Here is a 19316-nt window from a genome sequence, read left to right as displayed (position 1 = left end):
ATGATCATGAAACACCTCGTGGAGTCCCGACTGGTGCTGGGCCGGGCGCCCAGGGCCCTGCTGGACAGGGTCGCCGACGATCCGACCGCGCCGCTCACCGTCGGTCTGGCCGGTCCCGCAGGGCACGGCAAGACCGCTCTGCTCGCCGAGCTGACGCGCGTCCAGCAACAGGCCGGCAGCACCGTACGCACGGGCGCACCGGGACCGGACGATGTCGTCGACCCGGACGACCTGCTGCTGGTCGACGACGCGCACCTCCTCGACGACGAGCGGATCGGCGTGCTGCTGCGCCTGGTCGCCGCCCGCCGGCACCGGCTGGTCATCGCCCACCGCCCCTGGCCCCGGTCGGCGGCACTCACCGAACTGGTCGACACACTGCGCCGCGACGGGCAGGCCGTGCTGCTCGGGCCGTTCACCCGGGAGCAGACCGCAGCCTGGATCGCGGGCGTACCCGAGCTGACCCAGCGCGGCGAGCTGGTCGACTTCGTGCACGCGCAGACCGGTGGCGTACCCCGCGATGTCGAGCGGCTGACCCGCGGCCTGCGCGCGGCTCCGAGCCTGACCACCGTCCCGGCCGAGCCGCCCCGGTCGGTCGTCCTCGAGTTCGCGCCGGAGTTGGAGATCCAGCCCGCCCCCGTACGACGGCTGCTGCTCGCGGTCGCGGCCGGCGTACCGCTGCCGGTGGCCATGCTCGGCCCGCTCCTGGACCAGGAGCCGGAGACGGTCGACGAGCTGATCGCGACGACCCGGTCGGCCGGCCTGATCGGCGCCGACGGGCGGCTCACACCGCTGGTCCGACGGGCCGTCACCACGCTCAGCCCGGCCACCGAGCGCAGCGCCGTCTGGCGTCGCCTCACCGAGTTGCAGCTCGCCCGGGGTGGCCCGGTGCTGCCGCTGGTCCGCTCGCTGCTCGCGGTGGGTGTCCTCGCCGACTGTCCCGCCCCGACGTTGGCCGCGGCGGCGCAGGAGGCGCTGGCCGGTGAGCCGGCCTTCGCCGCCGACCTGTTCGCCGCCGCCACCGCGGCCGGCCATCCGACGGGCGCCCGGCAGGCTCTCGCCGCCGCGCTCGCCGGCAATCTCGACGACGCGCTGCGCCTGGCGGACCGGCTGCTGACCGCCGCCGAACCGGCGGACCGCGCCGAGGCGGCGGTGGTGGCCGCGACGGCTCTGGCGCATCGCGGCCACACCGGCCGCAGCGTCGAGCTGTACCGGTGGTCGGGCACCGCCTCGTCGGTGGCGTTCGCCGCCGTGGGCGGGCTCGCCACCGGCGAGCTGAGCGCCGCCGCGAAGCCCGCGGGCGAGCCGGTCGGCGCGCCGCCCACGCTGCACGCCAGCGCCGCCCGGCTGATGGCCGAGGGGGTACGCGAGAGCGTCACCGGTACGCCGAGCGCTGCGCTGTCCGCGCTCGTGCAGTCCGCCGCCCTGCTCGAGCCCGACGGTCGGGCGGTGCTCCTGCCGGACAGCCCGGCCGCGCTCGCCGCCCTGACCGCCGTGCACTGTGGCGAGCTGGACATCGCCGAGCGGGTCCTGCACCGGGCGCAGGCCGCCGGTGTCGGCGGCCCGCTGATGGCCCGCCGGCACCGGCTGTTGCAGGCCTGGATCCTCATGGTGCGGGGCCAGACGCTCGCGGCGGCCGAACGCCTCGCCACGGTCACCGCCGACGAGCGTCCACTGGAGTCCCGCGACCTGCTCTTCGCCGCCGCGCTGCGGATGGGGATCGCCCGGCGCACCAGCGACCTCGGCGCGCTCAAGAGGGAGTGGGGGCCGGCGCTGGAGGCGGTGGTACGCCATCGGGTCGACCTGTTCACGCTGCTGCCGCTGGGCGAACTCGCCATCGCGGGCGCACGGCTCGGTGACGTGGCCCGGTTGGCGCCGTACCTGCGGGAGGGCCGCGCGCTGCTCGACCGGCTCGGCGCGCCGACCCTGTGGAGCGTCCCGCTGCACTGGAGCGGGTTGCACGCCGCCATCCTGACCGGTGAGCCGGCGGCCGCCGACGACCACGTCGCCGCCCTGCTGGCCGCCGCCGAGCACAGCCGCTACGCCGGCGTGGTCGCCGCGGCCGCGGAGAGCTGGGTCGAGGTGCTGCGAGGTGTGGTCGACCCGGTGCGGGTCGAGGCCGCCGCCCGTGGCCTGCACGACACCGGACTGTGCTGGGACGGCGCCCGCCTGGCCGGGCAGGCCGCGATCCGCACCTCGGACCGACGGGCGATGACCACCCTGCTCGAGTGCGCCCGGGTGCTACAGGGCCGGTCGACCGGCGGGACCGGCGGGCAGCGCCCGAGCGACGGCGAGACCGCGACGCCCGCCGCCGACGCCATCGCCGCCCCCACCCAGCAGGGGCTGAGTGACCGCGAGTACGAGGTGGCCGAGTTGGTGCTGGCCGGCCTGACCTACCGGGAGATCGGTGATCGGCTCTTCATCTCGGCCAAGACGGTGGAGCACCACGTGGCTCGTATGCGCAACCGGTTGAACTGCGCCAACCGGGCGGAACTGCTGGCGCTGCTGCGGACGATGGTCGCCGACCGGGCCAGCGACGCCGCCGGGCAGCCGTGGCCGCAACGGTCTGCCCGATGAGCCGGCGCAGCGGACGGAGGGCGACGTGACGCGCGGACGACGGGCACGCGTCCGGTTCGTCGCGGCAGCGGCGGTACTGCTCACACTCTGGTCGTACGCGGCCTATCTGACCTGCCAGGACGCGGTCGACCTGCTGCGGGTGCGGGCCCTGGCCGACACCCTGGGCAAGCCCATCGACCGGCTGGTGCTCAGCCTGCAGACCGAGCGCCGGGCGACCGCCGAGACGCTGGCCGGCGCCGTGCCGGCACGGCCCACGCTGGCCGGGGCGCGGGAGGCGACCGACCGGGCGGCGGCGGACGTCCGGGCGTTCCCCTCCAGCCGCGACCTGCGCCTGCTCAGCGCGGACGCGGTCCGTGACCGGGCCGACGGGCTGATCCGACGGCTGAACGGACTGGGGGCGATCCGGTCCCGCGTGGACGACGGGCAGGTCGATCCCGCCGGGGCGGTCGACGGGTACGACCAGCTCGTCGACGCGGCCTTCGACGTGTACGGCCCGGAGTGGGGCGCGTACGAGAGCAGGCTGGCCATCGACACCCGCGCGGTGATTTCGCTGGCCCGTGCCCGCGAGCTGCTGGCCCGGGAGGACACCCTGGTCACCGCAGCCGTCGCGAGTGGCCGGATGAGCGTCGAGGAACGGCGGCGGCTGGTCGAGCTGGTGTCCGTCCAGCGGTACGCCCGCGCCGAGGCGACGGCCGGCCTGCCGGCCGGCGGCCGGAGCGAACACCAGCGGCTCGTGGAAGGCCCCGAGTTCGCGGGTGTGCTCGCCGTGGAGGACACCCTGCTGCGCACGGACCGGGCCGACGCGCTGCGCGGGGTCAACCCGCAGGACTGGCGCTCGGCGGCGGATGCCGCGCTCGGTGCCCTGCACGAGCTGGTCACGAGCACCGCCCGCGCGAGCGTCGAACGGGCCACGCCGGGCGCCGCGGTGCTCGTCGGGCGGACCGGCGTCGTGGTCGGGCTCGGGCTGATCGCCGTCCTGGCGGTACTGCTCGGCTGGGCCGCCACCCTGCGCCGCCGGCCCGACGACGAGGGTGCTCCGGCGGGCGGCGGCCAGCGCCGGCACGAACCGCCGGCCCCACCCGTCGACCCTCAGCCACTCGCCGACGAGCCTCGCGGCCGGACCGCCGCCGACCAGACCGCCGCCCCGCAGCGCGGCGGTCCGGTGGGGGACCGCCGCACCGGGGAGTTCTTCCTGCGGATCAGCCGGCGCAACCAGGTCCTGCTGCGCGACCAGCTCGACCTGCTGGACGCGATGCAGCGGCGCGAGCGCAGCGCCTCGGAGGCAGACGAGCTGTTCCAGCTCGACCATCTCACCACCCGCGTCCGCCGGAACGTGGAGAAGGTGATCACGCTGGCCGGCGCGCGGCCCGCGCGCCGCTGGCGACGACCGGTGCCCCTGCTCGACGTCGCGCGTGGCGCGGTAGCGGAGGTGCCGGAATACCACCGGGTCCTGGTGGCGCCGCACTGGCCGTGGTCGCTCGCCGGCCCCGCCGTCACGGACGTCGTGCACCTGCTGGCCGAGCTGATCGAGAACGCCCTGACGTTCTCGGCCACGGACACCACCGTCCGGGTGGCCGGCGAGCACCGGCCGCAGGGCTGCGTGATCGTGGTGGTCGACGACGGCCCCGGCCTCGACGCCACCACGCTCGACGAGGTGAACGACCTGTTCGCCAGGCCGCCGAGCGACCCGCCGAGCGGGGCCGGAGGGCTATACGCGGTAGCCCTGCTGGCCGCCCGGTGCGGTGCGCGGGTCACGATGCGGCCCAGCCAGCGCGGCGGGACGGCGGCCATCGTGCACCTGCCGGCGGAGCTGGTCACCGTGACCGGCAGCGGCCCGGCGACCGCAGGCCCCGCGTACCGGCCGACGCCCGACGGGCCGCACACGCCCGGCGGGGCCGAACAGGGCAACGCCGGCGGGCTACCCATGCGGGTCCGCCAATCCGGGCCGGTCGGACCCGGCCCGGGCAGCGCCGGCCCCGAGACCGTCGAGCTGCCGGTCACGAGAACAACGAGGAGACATCGATGACGCACGCAGTGGTCACCGCGGACAGCCTGACCGGTGCCCTGGACCGCCTGGTCGACCGGGTGAGCGGGGCGGAGTTCGCCGTGGTGCTCTCCCCCGACGGGCTCCCGCTCGGCGGTTCCCGGGGGGTGGAGGCGAAGCTGGCGGAGCAGATCTCCGGCGTGGTCGCCGGTCTGCTGGCGCTGGGGCTGGCCGCCACCCGGACCTGCGACGCGGGCGGGCTACGCCAGATCGTGGTGCAGATGTCGCGAGCGTTCCTGTTCGTCGCCACCATCGGGAACGGGACCATCCTCACCGTCCGGATCTCGGGCGACGAGGTCGAGGTGGGCGACATGGCGTACGAGGTCGCGCTCTTCGTCGGGCAGGCCGAACGGCACCTGCCGATCCGCCTGGAGACCGCCTCCGTGGCGAGGAGCGGAGACTCTGGTGCACAGCGCCGGCTCCGCTGACGAGGCGTGGTACGACGACGACGCCGGCCCGGTCGCCCGTCCGTACACGATGACCGGTGGGCGTACGACGTCCGACCGGGGCCGGTTCGACCTCATCTCGCTGGTCGTCGCGCGGCGGTCGGCGACATCGCCCACGTCACTCTTCCCCGAACAGGCGCGGATCGTCGAGCTGTGTCACCATCCAGTGTCGGTGGCTGAGGTCAGCGCCGAGCTGGATCTGCCCCTGGGCACCGTCCGGGTCCTCCTCGGTGACCTGCTCGGGGCGGGGTTGGTCGAGACGCACGAACCACCGACGCTGTCGGAGCTGCCGTCGCAGGAGCTGCTCGAGTCGATACTTGTCGGGCTGCGCGCCCTGTGAGCGCTCGGGTGCCACCGCGACCCAGCGGTCGCGGGCAGGCGTCCGGTGACGAAGTGAAGGGGAGAGAGGCAGTGCCGGCAACACCGCCGCAGCCACGGCGTACTGTGGCGATCATTCTGCTGGACCGGATCGTGGCCGCTGCCGCAGCCGTACGGCGGGTGGTCACCGGCCAGGCCGACGTGTCGCGGGCCGCCTGGGTCGCTGTGCTCGCCGCGCTCGGGGTGGTGGTGGCGACGGTGGTCTCGATCATCAGTGTGGTGCGCACCCCGGAGCAGTTCGCGCCGGTGACCCTCGACGCGCCGCCGTCGGTGGATCAGTTGGGCACCCCCACGCCCGGTACGCCCCGGGGGCAGGCGCATCCGGCCGCCACCAGCCCGACCACTGCCGCGTCGCCGTCGGTCAGCGCGGCCCCGCCGCCCGTCGAATCACCGACGAGCGCTCCGGCCGCCACCCCCTCGTCGGCCTCGCCGACCCCCGCCGCCCTCGCCGCCGACTTCGCGATCGAGGACAAGGCGCTGCTCAGCTACGGTGCCGCCGTGACGATCGACAATCCCGGCCCGGTGCCGGTGGCGCAGTGGACGCTGGCGATCACGTTGCCCCGGGAGTCGCTGCGGGTCAGCGCGGTCCAGGGCGCGCGGGCCACGCAGGACGGCGCCGTGTGGACGTTCGTACCGGACGGCAGCGCGGGGCAGGTGCCGGGCAGCGCATCGGCGCGGGTGACCTTCCGGGTCAACGGCGCGGCGGTCGGCGCGACTCCCACGGCGTGCACGATCGACGGCGTCACCTGCGGCGGCCTGTCGAACTGACGCCCGGCCGCCGGGCCGATCCCGCCGCGGAACCGACCGTGGCTGGCGGCGGCCCGGACCGGCTGTCCACTCGACCCCGGCCGGCGGCCCGGACCCGGTGGCGGGCATCGCTCATGCTGAAGGGGTGATTCGCTTCGTCCTGAACGTCCTGTGGCTCGTCTTCGGTGGCGGCCTCGTGCTGGCGATCGGCTACGGCTTCGCCGCGCTGATCTGCTTCCTGCTGGTCGTCACCATTCCGTTCGGCGTCGCCGCGCTGCGCCTCGCCGTCTACTCGCTGTGGCCCTTCGGTCGGACCCTGGTGCCCAAGCCCGGCGCGGGCGTCGGCTCCGGGCTGGCGAACGTGTTGTGGGTGGTGCTGGCCGGTTGGTGGCTCGCCCTGTCCCACATCCTCGCGGGCATCGCGCTCTGCGTGACGATCATCGGAATCCCCTTCGGCGTCGCCAACTTCAAGCTCGTCCCGGCCGCGTTCTGGCCGCTGGGCCGGGAGGTCGTCGACGCGCCGTGACGGGTCGCCGGGTCGCCCACGCAGTGGTCGGCGACCCGGCCGTGGTCCGTCCGGTCGATAGTGGACAATCCGGGATGCGACCCTCGACGGACCCCTCGATAGGAGCCTGGCATGGCCGGCCCGGATGCCGAACTCACCGCGACGCTGCAACCCGACGTGCCGCACGCGGCGCGGATCTGGAACTACTGGATGGGCGGCAAGGACAACTTCCAGTCCGATCGGGCGGCCGGTGACGCGGTCGCCGAGGTCTACCCGGAGATCGTCCTGATGGCGCAGCAGTCCCGCCGTTTCCTGGTCCGGGCGGTCCGGTACCTGGCCGCCGAGGCGGGCATCCGGCAGTTCCTGGACATCGGCACCGGCCTGCCGACCATGCAGAACACCCACGCGGTCGCCCAGGGCATCGCGCCCGACGCGCGGATCGTCTACGTCGACAACGACCCGATGGTCCTCGTGCACGCCCGCGCGCTGCTGGCCAGCACGACCGTCCAGGGCGTCACGACGTACGTGCCGGCCGACTACCACGACCCGGAGACCATCCTCGCCGAGGCGGCGCGGACGCTCGACTTCGACCAGCCGATCGCCGTCATGTTCATGGGCGTGCTCGGGTACGAGCCGGACCTCGAGGTGGTGCGTTCGATCGTCGGGCGGACGATGGACGCGACCGCGTCCGGCAGCCACCTGGTGCTCTGGGACGGCACGAACACCAGCCCGGAGGTGGTGTCGGGCGCGCAGCGGCTGGCCGAGAACGGTGGTGTCCCGTACATCCTGCGCAGCCCGGAGGACCTCGCCGGTTGCTTCGCCGGGCTGGCGATGGTGGAGCCCGGTCTCGTGCCGATCCCACTTTGGCGTCCGGACGAGGCGGACGCCCGGGGGATCGACGCCTACGGTGCGGTGGCCCGCAAGCCCTGACCGACGCCGAACCCCCGGAGCGTCTCGCCGGTCAGCGCGTGCAGTTCAGCGTGAGCCCGGCCGGCGTCGTGCTGGTCGTCACCAGCAGCCCGAACGTCGTCGTCCCGTCCGGCGCCACCGTCCCGTTGTACGGGGCGTTGCGCACCACCACGTCGGTGCCGGCCGGGTCGACGATCCCACCCCACACCGCCTGGATCCGCTCGTCCCCGGCCCAACGGCTGCGCGCCGACGTTGCGGACCGTCACGGTGGCGACGAAGCCGGTGCCCCAGCGGGAGTCGATGGTGGCGGTCGCGCGGCAGGACGCCAGCGCTGCGGTCCGACCGGTCCCACCGTAGTAGGGCTCCCACCGGCCGTCGGAGTCGCGGAACCCGAACCAGTACTCGGTGTCGGGCGTCAACCGCTCGAAGGTGACGCTGCCGTCGCGCTCGGGGCCGGAGACCGTCTCCGCGACCGGGTTCTGCCACGCGAAGGCGTCCTCGCGGCTGGTGAAGAGACGCACGGTGATCGGCGGCCGGTAGCCGCACGGCGGGCTGACCGCGATGAAGTAGTCGATGGTCAGGCTGGTCGTGGTGGCCACGGACACCCGACCGCCGATCGGCGTCACCGGCGGGCAGACCGGTGTGGGTGTCGGCGCGGCAGTGACCGACGGCGTGGGTGTCGGCGCCGCCTGGGCGACGCCTGTCGTGGCGGCCCAGCCGGTCATGGCGATGGTCGTGAGAGCCAGGAAGATGCGACGCATCGGTACCTCCGAGAAACCGTCGCCGTCGCGGCCCAGGGTGAGGGACCGGCCGTACGGGTCCGGATGAGCGCGGCGGCCGCCCGACGGCGATCGGCATGCGGCCGCTGACGAGGACTGCCCGGCGCGGGTGACGGGCCACCTCGCGCGTCCCCGACTCCGGAACAGACGTCGACCGCGCCGGCTCCCGAGCACGGCCGAACCACAGCATTGCATTCGATGAATGTCAATACAAGCGTGATCTTGGGGCGCCCGGCGCGCACCCGTCGAACATCCGCTGCCTTCCCGTCGCCGCAGGGACACGCGCCAGGCCCCCGGACCGACGATCATCCATAGTGGTCTGTCAATTCGACGCGGGAGGACATCATGCGCGACAGAAGCAGCACGAACCGGCGGATGGCGAGGGCACTGACGGCGGCGGCCACGGTGGCGGCGCTGACGCTGACCCCCCTCACGACGCCGTCACCCGCCACCGCCGCGGTCAGCCGGGCCGAACTGGCCCTACGCTGGGCGCCCATCCACTACCAGGACGTCGACGCCACCGGCACCCACGCACTGGGCGGTCGGAGTGACTACATCACCGCGGTGGACTTCGACGGGGACCTGAACGGGCGCAACAACTGGGACCGCACCGGGGCGTCCGGCACGTCGCTCGCCGCGCACGCGTACTACTCCGTCGTGGAGACCAGCACGCACTGGTACATCACCTACCTGTTCTTCCACCCTCGGGACTGGACCGACCACCCGTTCTTCGAGACCGAGCACGAGAACGACGGCGAGGGCGTCCTCTTCGCGATCGAGCGGGACGGCTCCGCGTACGGCGTCCTGCGCGGGGCGGTCACCGTCGCGCACAGCGACTTCTACTCGTACACCCCGGCCGGCAGCACCTGGAGCGGTGGTCGGGAGGGCGTCGACGGCACCCTGCAGTTCCAGTCCTCGCCGCACGACTCCTTCACGCACCCGGTCACCGCGCAGGAGGCGCAGGGCCACGGCCTCAAGGCGTACCCGCAGTACGCCATCAACGGCGACGGCGTCGTCTACTACCCGTCCACGGTGGCCGAGACGCCGGAGAGCGGCGACGACCGGGACGTCCGCTACCAGCTCGTCGACATCTTCGCCGCCGGCGGACTGTGGGCGCAGCGGACCAACGCCAACCTGTTCGCCAGCCTGGGCTCCTTCGCCGGAGACACCTCCGGCGACTGCGGCGTCGGCACCTGGAGCTGCTCGACGAACTCCGCGAACGCGCCGTGGGGCTGGGACGACGGCAACGACGTCCCCGCCCGTGGCGAGTTGGCGAGTGACCCGGCGAAGCTGTCGGTCGAGTACTTCACCGTTCCGGCCGGGTTGGCGCGCACCTACAGCTACAACCCGTACGCCACCGCCGCCGCCGCGCTGGCCGAGGCGGCCCGGACGGCACCGCCGACCGTCGACTGACCCGATCCGCGAAGGTGCGCGGCCGACCCGTTCGGCCGCGCACCCACATCCCGGCGGCGGTCGCGTCACGCCGGATCGACACGTAGCCTGCGCAGATGCGACACACCCTCGCACCGGACGACACGACCCTGCACGGTCACTTCTCCCCCGACCTCACGCCGGTGCTCACGATCGATTCCGGCGACAGCGTCACCTACCGCACGCTGGACTGCTGGTGGTCGGCCGGCCCGTACCCGGGCGGCGCGAACCGGGACCGCCCCCGGGTCCCGCAGCGCCGGCCGGAGGACGGGCACGCGCTCATCGGGCCGGTCGCGGTCCGCGGCGCTCGCGCCGGCCAGACCCTCGCGGTACGCGTCGACGCGATCGTCCCGGGCACCTGGGGTACGACGGTGGCCGGCGGGTGGCCGAGCGCCTTCAACAAGCGGTACGACGTCGAGTCGACGCAGGTGGTGCACGCCTGGGAGTTGGACCCGGTGACGATGACGGGCCGCAACCAGCACGGTCACACGGTGACGCTGCGCCCCTTCATGGGGGTGCTCGGCATGCCGCCGGCGGAGCCGGGACGGCACTCCACCACCCCGCCTCGCGAGTGTGGTGGCAACCTCGACTGCAAGGACCTGACGGCCGGCAGCACGCTGCTGCTGCCGATCCCGGTAGACGGAGCGCTGTTCTCGGTCGGGGACGGGCACGCCGCGCAGGGCGACGGCGAGGTCGGCGGCACGGCGATCGAGTGCCCGATGGACGAGGTGACGCTGACCTTCGACGTGCGCGACGACTTCCCGGTCACCGGCCCGGTGGCCCGTACCGCCGACGCCTGGCTGACGCTGGGCCTGGGGGCATCCCTCGACGAGGCGACGTTCCGGGCCCTGGAGGAGATGCTGACCCTGCTGCAACGGCTGCACGGCCTCAGCCGATCGGACGCGGCGGCGCTGGCCAGCGTCCTCGTCGACGTACGGGTGACCCAGATCGTCAACGAGACCGTCGGCGCGCACGCGGTGCTACGCGACGACGCGCTGCGCTGAGGCGGCCCGTCGGCCCGGAGCGTCGTCAGCGCAGCCGGCGGGCGGTGAACCGGGCCGGCGGCTCGGCGATGGCGTCCTGCGCCGCGATCAGTTGGATCTCCCGGGTGCCCGCCGCGACTGTCGCTTCGAGGACGGTGAAGACGGAGGCGACGGTACGCTCCAGCGCGGTGGCCGGTGAGCCGGTTGTCGACAGGTGCGCCAGGTACAGCGCGGCGGTCACGTCGCCCCCGCCGTTCGGGTTGATGGGCAGCAGCGGGGTGGTCACCGCCCAGGCGCCCTCGTCGGAGACCGCCACCACCTCCAGCGAGCCCGCCGGCGCGTCGTCGTGCAGCACGCTGGTCACCAGGACGTGCCGCGGCCCGGTGGCCCGGACGACGTCGACCGCGTCCAGCACCTGCGCGAGGGTCGTCGTGGTGCGGCCGGCGAGGAAGTCCAGCTCGAAGTGGTTCGGCGTGATGATGTCGGCGCGCGGCACGACGGTGTCGCGCAGGTACTCCGGGATACCGGGCCGGACGAACATCCCCCGGCCGACGTCGCCCATCACCGGGTCGCAGCAGTAGACGGCGGCCGGGTTGGCGGCCTTGACCTGGGCCACGGCGTCCAGGATCACGGCACCCATCGCCGGGTCACCCTGGTAGCCGGACAGCACCGCGTCGGCGCTGCCGAGGACGCCCCGGTCGGCGATGCCCGCGATCACCTCGGCCACGTCGGCGGCAGCCAGCATCGGGCCGCGCCATGCGCCGTACCCGGTGTGGTTGGAGAAGTGGACGGTCAACACCGGCCACACCTCGTGCCCGAGGCGCTGGAGGGGGAAGACGGCGGCCGAGTTGCCGACGTGGCCGTAGGCGACCGACGACTGGATGGACAGGATCTGCACGGACCCATCATGGTCGCCGGCGGCGGGACCGGGCACGCGGCCCACTGTTTCTGTCGACTGGCCCACTGCGCCGGGGTGAGCCCACCGGAGCGCCAGGGACGCTGGGCACGAGCGGGCGGCCCGGACCGCCGTCGTCCGGGCCGCCCGAGATGGCGTACGGTCAGCCGCCGAGGCTCGCCGCAGCCGAGGCGATCGACGAGGCGAAGTAGCTCACCTGCGTGTAGACGCCCGGGTAGTTGGGTCGGGCGCAGCCGTTGCCCCAGCTGACGATGCCGACCTGGACCCAGGCGTTGGCGGCGTCGCGGCGGAACATCGGGCCGCCCGAGTCGCCCTGGCAGGTGTCCGTGCCGCCGCTGGCGTAGCCGGCGCAGATCTCCTCGGCGGGGATGAGATCGCCTCCGTAGTTGGAGTTGCAGGTGGAGTCGCTGACGAACGGCACGGTGGCCTTGAGCAGGTACCGCTGCTGCGCGCCACCCTCACGGGCCGCGCCCCAGCCGGCGACCGTGAAGGTGCCACTGTCGTACGCGGTCGTGGTGGCGATCTTCAACGTGCTCAGCCCGGTGACGGGGGTGGCCAGCCGGATGAGCGCCCAGTCCTTGCCGGACCCGTTGTAGCCGGGCGCGCGGTAGACGTAGTTGGACCGGACGGTGATCCGGCTGGACGACTGGAGGTCGACGACGCCGAGCGTCGCGGTGATGCTGGTGTTGGTGCCGGTCGCGCCCACGCAGTGTGCGGCGGTGAGCACCAGCCGGGAGCTGTAGAGGGCTCCGCCGCAGCCCATCGAGAGCCGCACCATGAACGGGAACTCGCCCTGGGTGGCGCGGGTGCCGCCAACCACGTTCGGCGTGACGGGGTTGTCGGCCGCGGCGGCGGGCGCCGCGAGGGTGAGGCTGGCCGCGGCCAGCGCGGCGGCCACCAGGCCGGTGAGGGTACGCCAGCGAACCATGCATTCCTCCGCTTCGGTACGGCACGCCTCGTGAGCGCACCTGATCGAGATAGCGGTCATCGTATTGATTTGCATGGATGTTGCGCGTCATCCCCGCTGGGTCGTACCTCGGAGTTATGGAACCGCTGGACGTCGCGGTCCCGCCGGCCGCGACGCCCGCGAGCGGTGGCGACCGCCAGGAGGCTGACCACGGCGGCGGCCAGTTGCAGCACCGCGCCGAGCAGGTCGACCAGGCTGGAGAGGGCGGTAGCGTCGGGGACAAGGTCCATCGCGGCCTCCGGGTTTCGACCCCCACCGTCCGCGCCTTGCGGAGGGCTTCCCCCGGGCCCAACCGACATCGACGGGCGCCACCGTCAGTATGGCAGCGGCCGGCGAGGCCACCAACCCCGAATTCCGGCCCCTGGACCCGACGCTGGCCCGCTCACCGCGGAACGGACTCCTGCCCGGCAAGCACCACCAGGTCGTCGGCCACGACGGACACGGGGGCCGTCGCGCCGTCGGGCCAGACGAGGTAGCCCACCGGCGGCCCCGCCGACCCCCACCGCGCTCCGACGATCGTGGCCAGGCGGACGTCGGCCGCCCCCGTGACACGTCGTACCCGGGTGCCCGGCGCATGCCCGTCGTCGGCCACGATGAGCAGCGCGTCGAGGATCTGCCGTACGCCGGTGGTGGGTAGTCCCGGCACGTACGGCTCGTCCGCGTACCCCAGGCGCGGCGTCATCATCGTGCGCAGCAGCGCTGCCTGGCGGACCGCCGCGTGCCGGAGCTGCCCGTCGACGCCGGCCTCGACGACGGCCAACGCCTCCTCGATCGCCGACCAGAGTCGCGTCGGCGTCTCCTCGAGCAGCCGGCGGGCCTCACGGTCGACGTCGGCGCAGGCCGTGTCGACCGCCGTGTCCTCGCCCAGCTCCGCGATCCAGGCGACGTCCCCCACCTCGGGCAGCAGTCCCGGCGACTCGGCCGCGACCACGAGGTACAGCATGGCGAGCAACTCCTGCCGACCCTCGCCGTGATAGAGCCGACCGACGCCGGAGCCGGCCGGCCCACGGCTGGGTGGGAATCGCTCGACGAGGTGAGCGGCGCGGCCCTCCGGCAGGGTCGCCGCGCGGCGCGTGTCTGCCACCCGTTCGCCGAACGAGCGCCGATCGCGGTGGTCGACGAGGGCCTGACGGTACGGGTCGACGCCGGTCGGATAGATCGTCCGGCCGTACGTGGCGAGAGTTTCGCCGGGCGTCAGACCGGCCGAGTCGAGGTGCCGGGCGGCCACCGAGTAGGCGACGCCGCTGCGGGCCGCCTGCTCCCGGATGGCGCGCCTGCGGGCGCGGCCCGAAACGGGGGTACGGCGGGACGGGTGATCGGACATGACGCCTCCGGTGCAGCCCCACGCGCTCCACGGAGCGGGCGGCGTGACCGGCACGCCGAGAATCGACACGACCGCGCGGAGTCGGCGACTCTTGGCCCCTGGCATGTGGTCGGGCGTGGGCCACCACATCGGGCGCGGGCAGGCGCTCTGCCGCCGTCAGCATATCGTGACCCCGCGCCCGGGGCGGCCCTCGCGACGCCGTGGTGTCAGCCCGCGTCGGCGCGGCTGTCAGCGGCGTGTCGGAGGCGTGTCAGGCGCGCGGCGCACGCTGGTCGGCATGACAAGCGATCTGGTGATCGAGGCCGAGGGCCTCGTCAAGACGTTCGGGAAGACGAGGGCCCTGCAGGGCGTGGACCTCGCCGTACCCCGGGGAACGGTGCTCGGGGTGCTCGGCCCCAACGGCGCCGGCAAGACCACAGCCGTCCGCATCCTCTCCACCCTGCTGACCCCGGACGCCGGCAGCGCCCGCATCGCCGGCTTCGACGTCGTCCGCGACGCCGGGCGGGTCCGGCAGCGTATCGGCCTCACCGGTCAGTACGCGTCGGTCGACGAGGACCTGACCGGTCGGCAGAACCTGGAGCTGTTCGGCACGCTGCTGGACCTCGGTCGCGCCGGCGCCCGGCGGCGGGCCACCGAACTGCTCGACTGGTTCGACCTGACCGAGGCCGCCAACCGGCCCGCCAAGACGTACTCCGGAGGTATGCGCCGACGGCTCGACCTGGCCGCCAGCCTCGTGGGCTCGCCGGAGGTGATCTTCCTGGACGAACCGACGACCGGACTGGACCCGGCCAAGCGCGAGGACATGTGGGACGTGGTCCGGTCGCTGGTGACCAACGGCTCGACGGTGCTGCTCACCACGCAGTACCTGGAGGAGGCCGACGCGCTGGCCGACGCGATCACGGTGATCGACCACGGCCGGGTCATCGCGCACGACACGCCCGACGGGCTCAAGCGGATCGTCGGCGGGCAGACCCTCGAAGTCCGGCCGTCCGACCCGGCGCAGCTCTCCCGGACCGCGGCGATCCTGACCGAGGTCGGCTCGGGCGGGCAGGCCGACGAGATCCGCAGGGGCGTCCTCGCGGTGCCGGTCGCCGACGACACGGCGCTGACCGAGAGCGTCGCTCGTTTCGCCACCGCCGGCATCGCGGTCACCGAACTGTCCCTGCACCTGCCGAGCCTGGACGAGGTGTTCTTCACCCTCACCGGGCGTACGGCAGCCGAGGACGACACCACTTCGCGCACGGAGGTAGCGGCATGAGCACCCTGGTCGGCGCACCACCCACACCGAACTCCACGCCGTCGACGGCGGCGGTGAACCCACGACCGTTCCGGCTCGTGCGGCACTCGCTGGCACTCGCCAAACGCAGCCTCATCAAGACCTGGCGTACGCCCGAGGCGCTTATCGACGTCACGCTGCAACCGGTGCTGTTCCTGGTCATCTTCGTCTACATCTTCGGCGGCGCGGTCGCCGGCTCCACCCACGACTACCTGCAGTTCCTGCTACCCGGAATCCTGGCGCAGACGATCGCCACCGGGGCCATCGCGATCGGCGTCAACCTCAACACCGACATCGCCAAGGGCATCTTCGACCGGTTCCGGTCACTGCCGGTCCCCCGCTCCGCACCGCTGGTCGGCGCGGTCCTCGGCGACGTCGTCCGGTACGTGATCGTCACGGTCTCGACCCTCGCGATCGGCTACCTGATGGGTTTCCGGATCGACACCGACCCGTTCCGGGCCATCGCGGGCTGCGTGCTCGCGGTGCTGTTCGCGCTCTGCCTGAGCTGGCTGCCGGTCTGGGTGGCGATGAAGGTGCGCACCCCCGGCGCCGTGCAGGGACTGATGTTCGCCCTGATCATGCCGCTGAGCTTCGGATCGAACGTGTTCGTCGGCACCGACACCCTGCCCGGCTGGATGCAGGCCTTCGTGAAGGTCAACCCGATGACCCATCTGGTGGCATCGGTACGCGGCCTGTTCCTCGGCACCCCGCTCGACGCGCACGTGTGGTGGACCCTCGCCTGGTGCGCCGGCTTCGTGGCGGTGTTCATGCCGATGGCGCTGCGCGCCTACCGCAAGAAGGTCTGACCCGGGCTAGGCGAGCAGGTCCTCCATCAGCTCACGGACCCGGGTGACGGCCGCGGCCACCGGCCGGGCACGCCAGACGGCCAGCAACGACTCACGCTGCTCCTCGTTCCCGAGGGCGGCGTCGAGTCGTTCGCTGCGTTCGCTCGGGAAGAACAGCTCCATGTGCGTCCCGAGCCGCCTCGCGAGCGCGGACAGCTCGCGGGTGGTGGCGATGTCGTCCCGGTACGCGGCGAGGTCCGCGCCGCCCGACGCCCACGCCCCGATCACCGGCAGGTCCTTCGAATTGAGCGCGTCGTCGCGGGCGAGCGCCAACAACGTGGCCGCCTGGGCGGCGGCGTCGGCGCCCGACACCCCCCGCGCCTCGGCCACCCGCAGGTACAGGACCGCCACCGAGGCCCGCAGCATCACCCGCGGCTGCGGTGGCGGGCCGGTCCAGCCGGCGAGAGTGCGGTTCACCTCGTCGGCGTGGGCCAGCGCCTCGTCATAGCGCTCGCGCTGCCAAGCGAGGTGCGCCAGGCCGAGAAGCGCCTGCGCGACGTCCATCTGCTCGGCCTGGCCCCGCGTCGCCGTCTCACCCAGCCGCCGTTCCGCGTCCGCGTCGCCGGTCAGGGCGAGCTGCACGTCCAGCCGCACCCGGATCGACCGGGCGTCCTGCTGTGCGCCGATCATCTCCATGTGCCGGACGCTGCGCGCCAGCCACTCGGCCGACCGCCCCTCCCTGCCAGGGAGCAGGAACTGCCCGACGGCGCCCGCGGCCATCGCCATGCCCCACTGGTCGCCCGCGACCTCGAAGCGGTGGTACGCCTGCTCGGCGTCATCGATCGACGCCTCCGGCAGGCCGCTGTTCTCCCGTACCGCCGCGCGCGCGATCAGGCCGAGCGCCTGGACGTACGGGTCCGGATTCGCGATCAACTCGGTCGCGGCCTTCAGGCTCTTCTCCGGGTCGGCCTCGTCGAAGCCGGGCAACGCCACCGCGAACGCGGTCAGCCGCGGCGACACCTCGGCGGGCCGCTCCGCGAGCAGCGTGCGCAGGGCGCGTCGCGCGAGCACGGCAATCCGCAGGTCGGCGCTGATGCCGCCGTTCGCGCTGATCAACAGGCACGTCCAGGCGAGTCGGTCCCCGTGCGGCAGGGGCCGGCCGCTGGCCCGGCCCCGCAGGATCGCCGAGCGTCGACGCCGGTGCGGCTCGTCGACGTGCAGCATCCAGCGTGCCCAGGCGAGGACTTCCAGGTGCAGGCCGCGCACCGTCCAGAGGTGCAGCAGCGCGGTGGCGACGTCGACGGCTGCCGGCTCGTCGTCCTGACCCAGCGCCCACCGCAGGCCGGCGACCAGGTTGTCCTGCTCGGCGGCGCAACGGTCGAGCGCCTCCACCTGGTCGGGGCCGACGAAACGGTCGCCGAGCGCGACGGCCTCGTCCCGGCACCACCCCGCCAGGCCGGCCATCGCCGCGTCCCGGTCGCCGGACGCACCGAGCCGGGCCTCGCCGTACTCGCGGACGGTCTCCAGCATCCGGTAGCGGGGCGGCCCGTCCCCCTCGACCAGGGTCAGCAGGGACTGTTCGACGAGCCTCGCCAGACCTCGTCGTACGTCGGGGGTCCGCGCGACCGCGGCGGCGAGGTCGGCGGTGAACGGCGCGGGGATGACCGCGACCCGCTCCAGCAGCGCACGGTCGTCGGGCGCGAGCAGTTCCCGGCTCCAGTCGACCATCGCCCACAGGCTCGCGTGGCGTTCCGGCAGACCCCGCAGCGCGTCGTCGAGCAGGGCGAACCGGTCGGTCAGCCCGGCGAGCACGTCGTCGATCGGCATGTGCCGCAGCCGCGCGGCGGCCAGTTCGAGGGCCAGCGGCAGGTTGTCGAGCCGGTTGCAGAGCGCGAGAACCCGGGCGGTGTCCCAGGTCGGGACCGCGCCACCGGCCCGCGCCCGGGACTCGACCAGCCCGAGCGCGTCGGAGTCCGGCAGGGCGGTCAGTCGGTGGACCCGCTCACCGGCCAGGCCCAGCGGGGCACGGCTGGTGGCGAGCACCGCGACCTCCGGTGACGTCACCGCGAGCAGGTCGGCGACGACGGTGGCCACCGCGTCGAGGACGTGCTCGCAGTTGTCCACCACGATCAGGCCGTCGAGGTCCGGCGCCACGGCACGCATCCGCTCCTCGGGACTGAGCACCCGGCGTTCGAGGCCCAGGTTGCCGCCGGTGGACGAGGTGTCCGCGCCGCCGAGCGCCGCGAGCACGGTGGGCAGCACCTCGTCGGGCGAGCGCAGACCGGCCAGCTCGACCACCCGTACCCCCTGCCCGGCCGCCGCCGCGCGCCGGGTTACCTCGGCGGCGAGGCGGGTCTTGCCCGCGCCGCCGGTCGCCACGATCGTCACGAGCGCCGACTCGTCGAGCGCCGCGTCCAGGGCCTCGACGTCCCGCTCGCGGCCCAGCAGGGCGGTCATCGGCCGGCGCCACGCGGCGGGCAGGACGACGCGCGCCGGCGGACGGGGTGGTGCGACGACGGCCGGCGCGGTGAGTTCGCCGCGCAGGAGGGCCAGGTGGACCTGTGTGATCACCGGGGACGGGTCGGTCCCGTAGCGGTCGGCCAGCTCGTCGCGGAGACGCTCGACCACCTCCAGCGCCTCCGCCTCCCGCCCCTGGACGGCGAGCACCCGCACGAGCAGGGCGGCCGACGGCTCGTCCGGGGGCGTCCGCGCGGCCAGCCGGCGCAGGTCGGCCTCGTCGTACGGCCCCGCGCCGACGAGCGCCGCCTCGGCGCGCAGCGCGGCGACGTCGGCGAACAGGCGCGTGTCGTCCGCACTGACGATCTCCGGCACCTCGGGGAACAGGGCGCGGGCCCGGTCGGCCGAGTCGCGGGCCGCGCGTGCGTCGCCGGTCCGCAGGGCGGCCCGACCATGGTCGACGAGCGCCCGTGCCTCGACGGCGTCGACGGTAACCTGCTCGGGGGGCAGGCGGTATCCCCCCGGTACGGCCACCACGGGCAGCCCGAGCCGGCGTACGCGGGACACGAGCGCCTGCACGGCGCCGGTCGCGTCGTCCGGCGGGGCACCAGCCCAGACCGCGTCCACGAGCAGGCTGGTGGAGACCGCCCGGCCACGCGCGTCCACGAGCGCGCGGAGCACCGCGGCCAACCGCTCGCCCCGGACCGGCCGGCCGTCGACGGCGAGGGGACCGAGGATGGTGATCTGCACGGGACCAGCATCCCTCACGCGCACCACAGAGCCGTGCAGGGTGCC

General features: G+C 73.9%; 17 protein-coding genes. 11 read left to right on the top strand and 6 right to left on the bottom strand.

The window, feature by feature from the left end; all coding sequences use genetic code 11:
- From ABZV06_RS09650 to ABZV06_RS09620, 7 genes are all read left to right on the top strand, one after another.
- A complete protein-coding gene (locus ABZV06_RS09650) occupies nt 1–2574 on the top strand; it encodes a LuxR C-terminal-related transcriptional regulator (protein WP_355620136.1) in 2574 nt (857 codons plus the stop codon).
- A gap of 25 nt (nt 2575–2599) precedes the next feature.
- Nucleotides 2600–4600, top strand: coding sequence for a nitrate- and nitrite sensing domain-containing protein (locus tag ABZV06_RS09645; protein WP_355620133.1), 2001 nt, complete (start codon nt 2600–2602; stop codon nt 4598–4600).
- Nucleotides 4597–5046: a roadblock/LC7 domain-containing protein gene (locus ABZV06_RS09640; protein WP_355241008.1), complete on the top strand. Its 450-nt coding sequence runs from the start codon at nt 4597–4599 to the stop codon at nt 5044–5046. Before ABZV06_RS09645 ends, ABZV06_RS09640 begins: the two co-directional genes overlap by 4 nt.
- Nucleotides 5024–5404 (top strand): DUF742 domain-containing protein, encoded by a 381-nt coding sequence (locus tag ABZV06_RS09635; protein WP_355241005.1) that lies wholly within the window; start codon nt 5024–5026, stop codon nt 5402–5404. Before ABZV06_RS09640 ends, ABZV06_RS09635 begins: the two co-directional genes overlap by 23 nt.
- A gap of 104 nt (nt 5405–5508) precedes the next feature.
- A complete protein-coding gene (locus tag ABZV06_RS09630) occupies nt 5509–6210 on the top strand; it encodes a cellulose binding domain-containing protein (RefSeq protein ID WP_355620130.1) in 702 nt (233 codons plus the stop codon).
- A gap of 124 nt (nt 6211–6334) precedes the next feature.
- Nucleotides 6335–6715 carry a YccF domain-containing protein gene (locus ABZV06_RS09625; RefSeq protein ID WP_355240999.1) on the top strand — a complete coding sequence of 127 codons (381 nt, stop codon included), beginning with the start codon at nt 6335–6337 and terminating at the stop codon, nt 6713–6715.
- 111 nt (nt 6716–6826) lie between these two features.
- On the top strand, nt 6827–7624 hold the full coding sequence (locus ABZV06_RS09620) for an SAM-dependent methyltransferase (protein WP_355240996.1): 798 nt from the start codon (nt 6827–6829) through the stop codon (nt 7622–7624).
- A gap of 31 nt (nt 7625–7655) precedes the next feature.
- Here ABZV06_RS09620 and ABZV06_RS09615 read toward each other — a convergent pair whose 3' ends face one another.
- The gene (locus ABZV06_RS09615; protein WP_355620184.1) at nt 7656–7772 is read right to left on the bottom strand and encodes a hypothetical protein; all 117 of its coding nucleotides are present in this window, start codon (nt 7770–7772) and stop codon (nt 7656–7658) included.
- Nucleotides 7773–8727: 955 nt separating this feature from the next.
- Here ABZV06_RS09615 and ABZV06_RS09610 point away from each other — a divergent pair.
- Nucleotides 8728–9795 (top strand): hypothetical protein, encoded by a 1068-nt coding sequence (locus tag ABZV06_RS09610; RefSeq protein WP_355620127.1) that lies wholly within the window; start codon nt 8728–8730, stop codon nt 9793–9795.
- 95 nt (nt 9796–9890) lie between these two features.
- Nucleotides 9891–10817: an acetamidase/formamidase family protein gene (locus tag ABZV06_RS09605; RefSeq protein WP_355240987.1), complete on the top strand. Its 927-nt coding sequence runs from the start codon at nt 9891–9893 to the stop codon at nt 10815–10817.
- 25 nt (nt 10818–10842) lie between these two features.
- Here the strand turns inward: ABZV06_RS09605 and pdxY are convergent, their stop codons facing one another.
- The 4 genes from pdxY to ABZV06_RS09585 form a co-directional block, all read right to left on the bottom strand.
- Nucleotides 10843–11694: a pyridoxal kinase PdxY gene (pdxY, locus tag ABZV06_RS09600; protein ID WP_355240985.1), complete on the bottom strand. Its 852-nt coding sequence runs from the start codon at nt 11692–11694 to the stop codon at nt 10843–10845.
- A gap of 160 nt (nt 11695–11854) precedes the next feature.
- The gene (locus tag ABZV06_RS09595; RefSeq protein ID WP_355240982.1) at nt 11855–12640 is read right to left on the bottom strand and encodes a serine protease; all 786 of its coding nucleotides are present in this window, start codon (nt 12638–12640) and stop codon (nt 11855–11857) included.
- Nucleotides 12641–12696: 56 nt separating this feature from the next.
- Nucleotides 12697–12909 carry a hypothetical protein gene (locus tag ABZV06_RS09590; protein ID WP_355620124.1) on the bottom strand — a complete coding sequence of 71 codons (213 nt, stop codon included), beginning with the start codon at nt 12907–12909 and terminating at the stop codon, nt 12697–12699.
- Nucleotides 12910–13061: 152 nt separating this feature from the next.
- A complete protein-coding gene (locus ABZV06_RS09585; RefSeq protein WP_355620122.1) occupies nt 13062–14003 on the bottom strand; it encodes a hypothetical protein in 942 nt (313 codons plus the stop codon).
- Between the two features lie 277 nt (nt 14004–14280).
- Between ABZV06_RS09585 and ABZV06_RS09580 the strand changes: the two genes are divergently transcribed.
- A complete protein-coding gene (locus tag ABZV06_RS09580; RefSeq protein ID WP_355240974.1) occupies nt 14281–15261 on the top strand; it encodes an ATP-binding cassette domain-containing protein in 981 nt (326 codons plus the stop codon).
- Nucleotides 15258–16085 carry an ABC transporter permease gene (locus ABZV06_RS09575; protein WP_355240971.1) on the top strand — a complete coding sequence of 276 codons (828 nt, stop codon included), beginning with the start codon at nt 15258–15260 and terminating at the stop codon, nt 16083–16085. The genes ABZV06_RS09580 and ABZV06_RS09575 overlap by 4 nt, the downstream gene beginning before the upstream one ends.
- A gap of 6 nt (nt 16086–16091) precedes the next feature.
- Here ABZV06_RS09575 and ABZV06_RS09570 read toward each other — a convergent pair whose 3' ends face one another.
- On the bottom strand, nt 16092–19271 hold the full coding sequence (locus ABZV06_RS09570) for a BTAD domain-containing putative transcriptional regulator (RefSeq protein ID WP_355620119.1): 3180 nt from the start codon (nt 19269–19271) through the stop codon (nt 16092–16094).
- Between the last annotated feature and the right edge of the window lie 45 nt (nt 19272–19316).

Source organism: Micromonospora sp. NPDC005172 (assembly GCF_040608555.1).
GTDB lineage: Bacteria > Actinomycetota > Actinomycetes > Mycobacteriales > Micromonosporaceae > Micromonospora.
The sequence above is the reverse complement of the archived record's forward strand: the minus strand, read 5'-3'. Positions and strand labels throughout refer to the sequence as shown.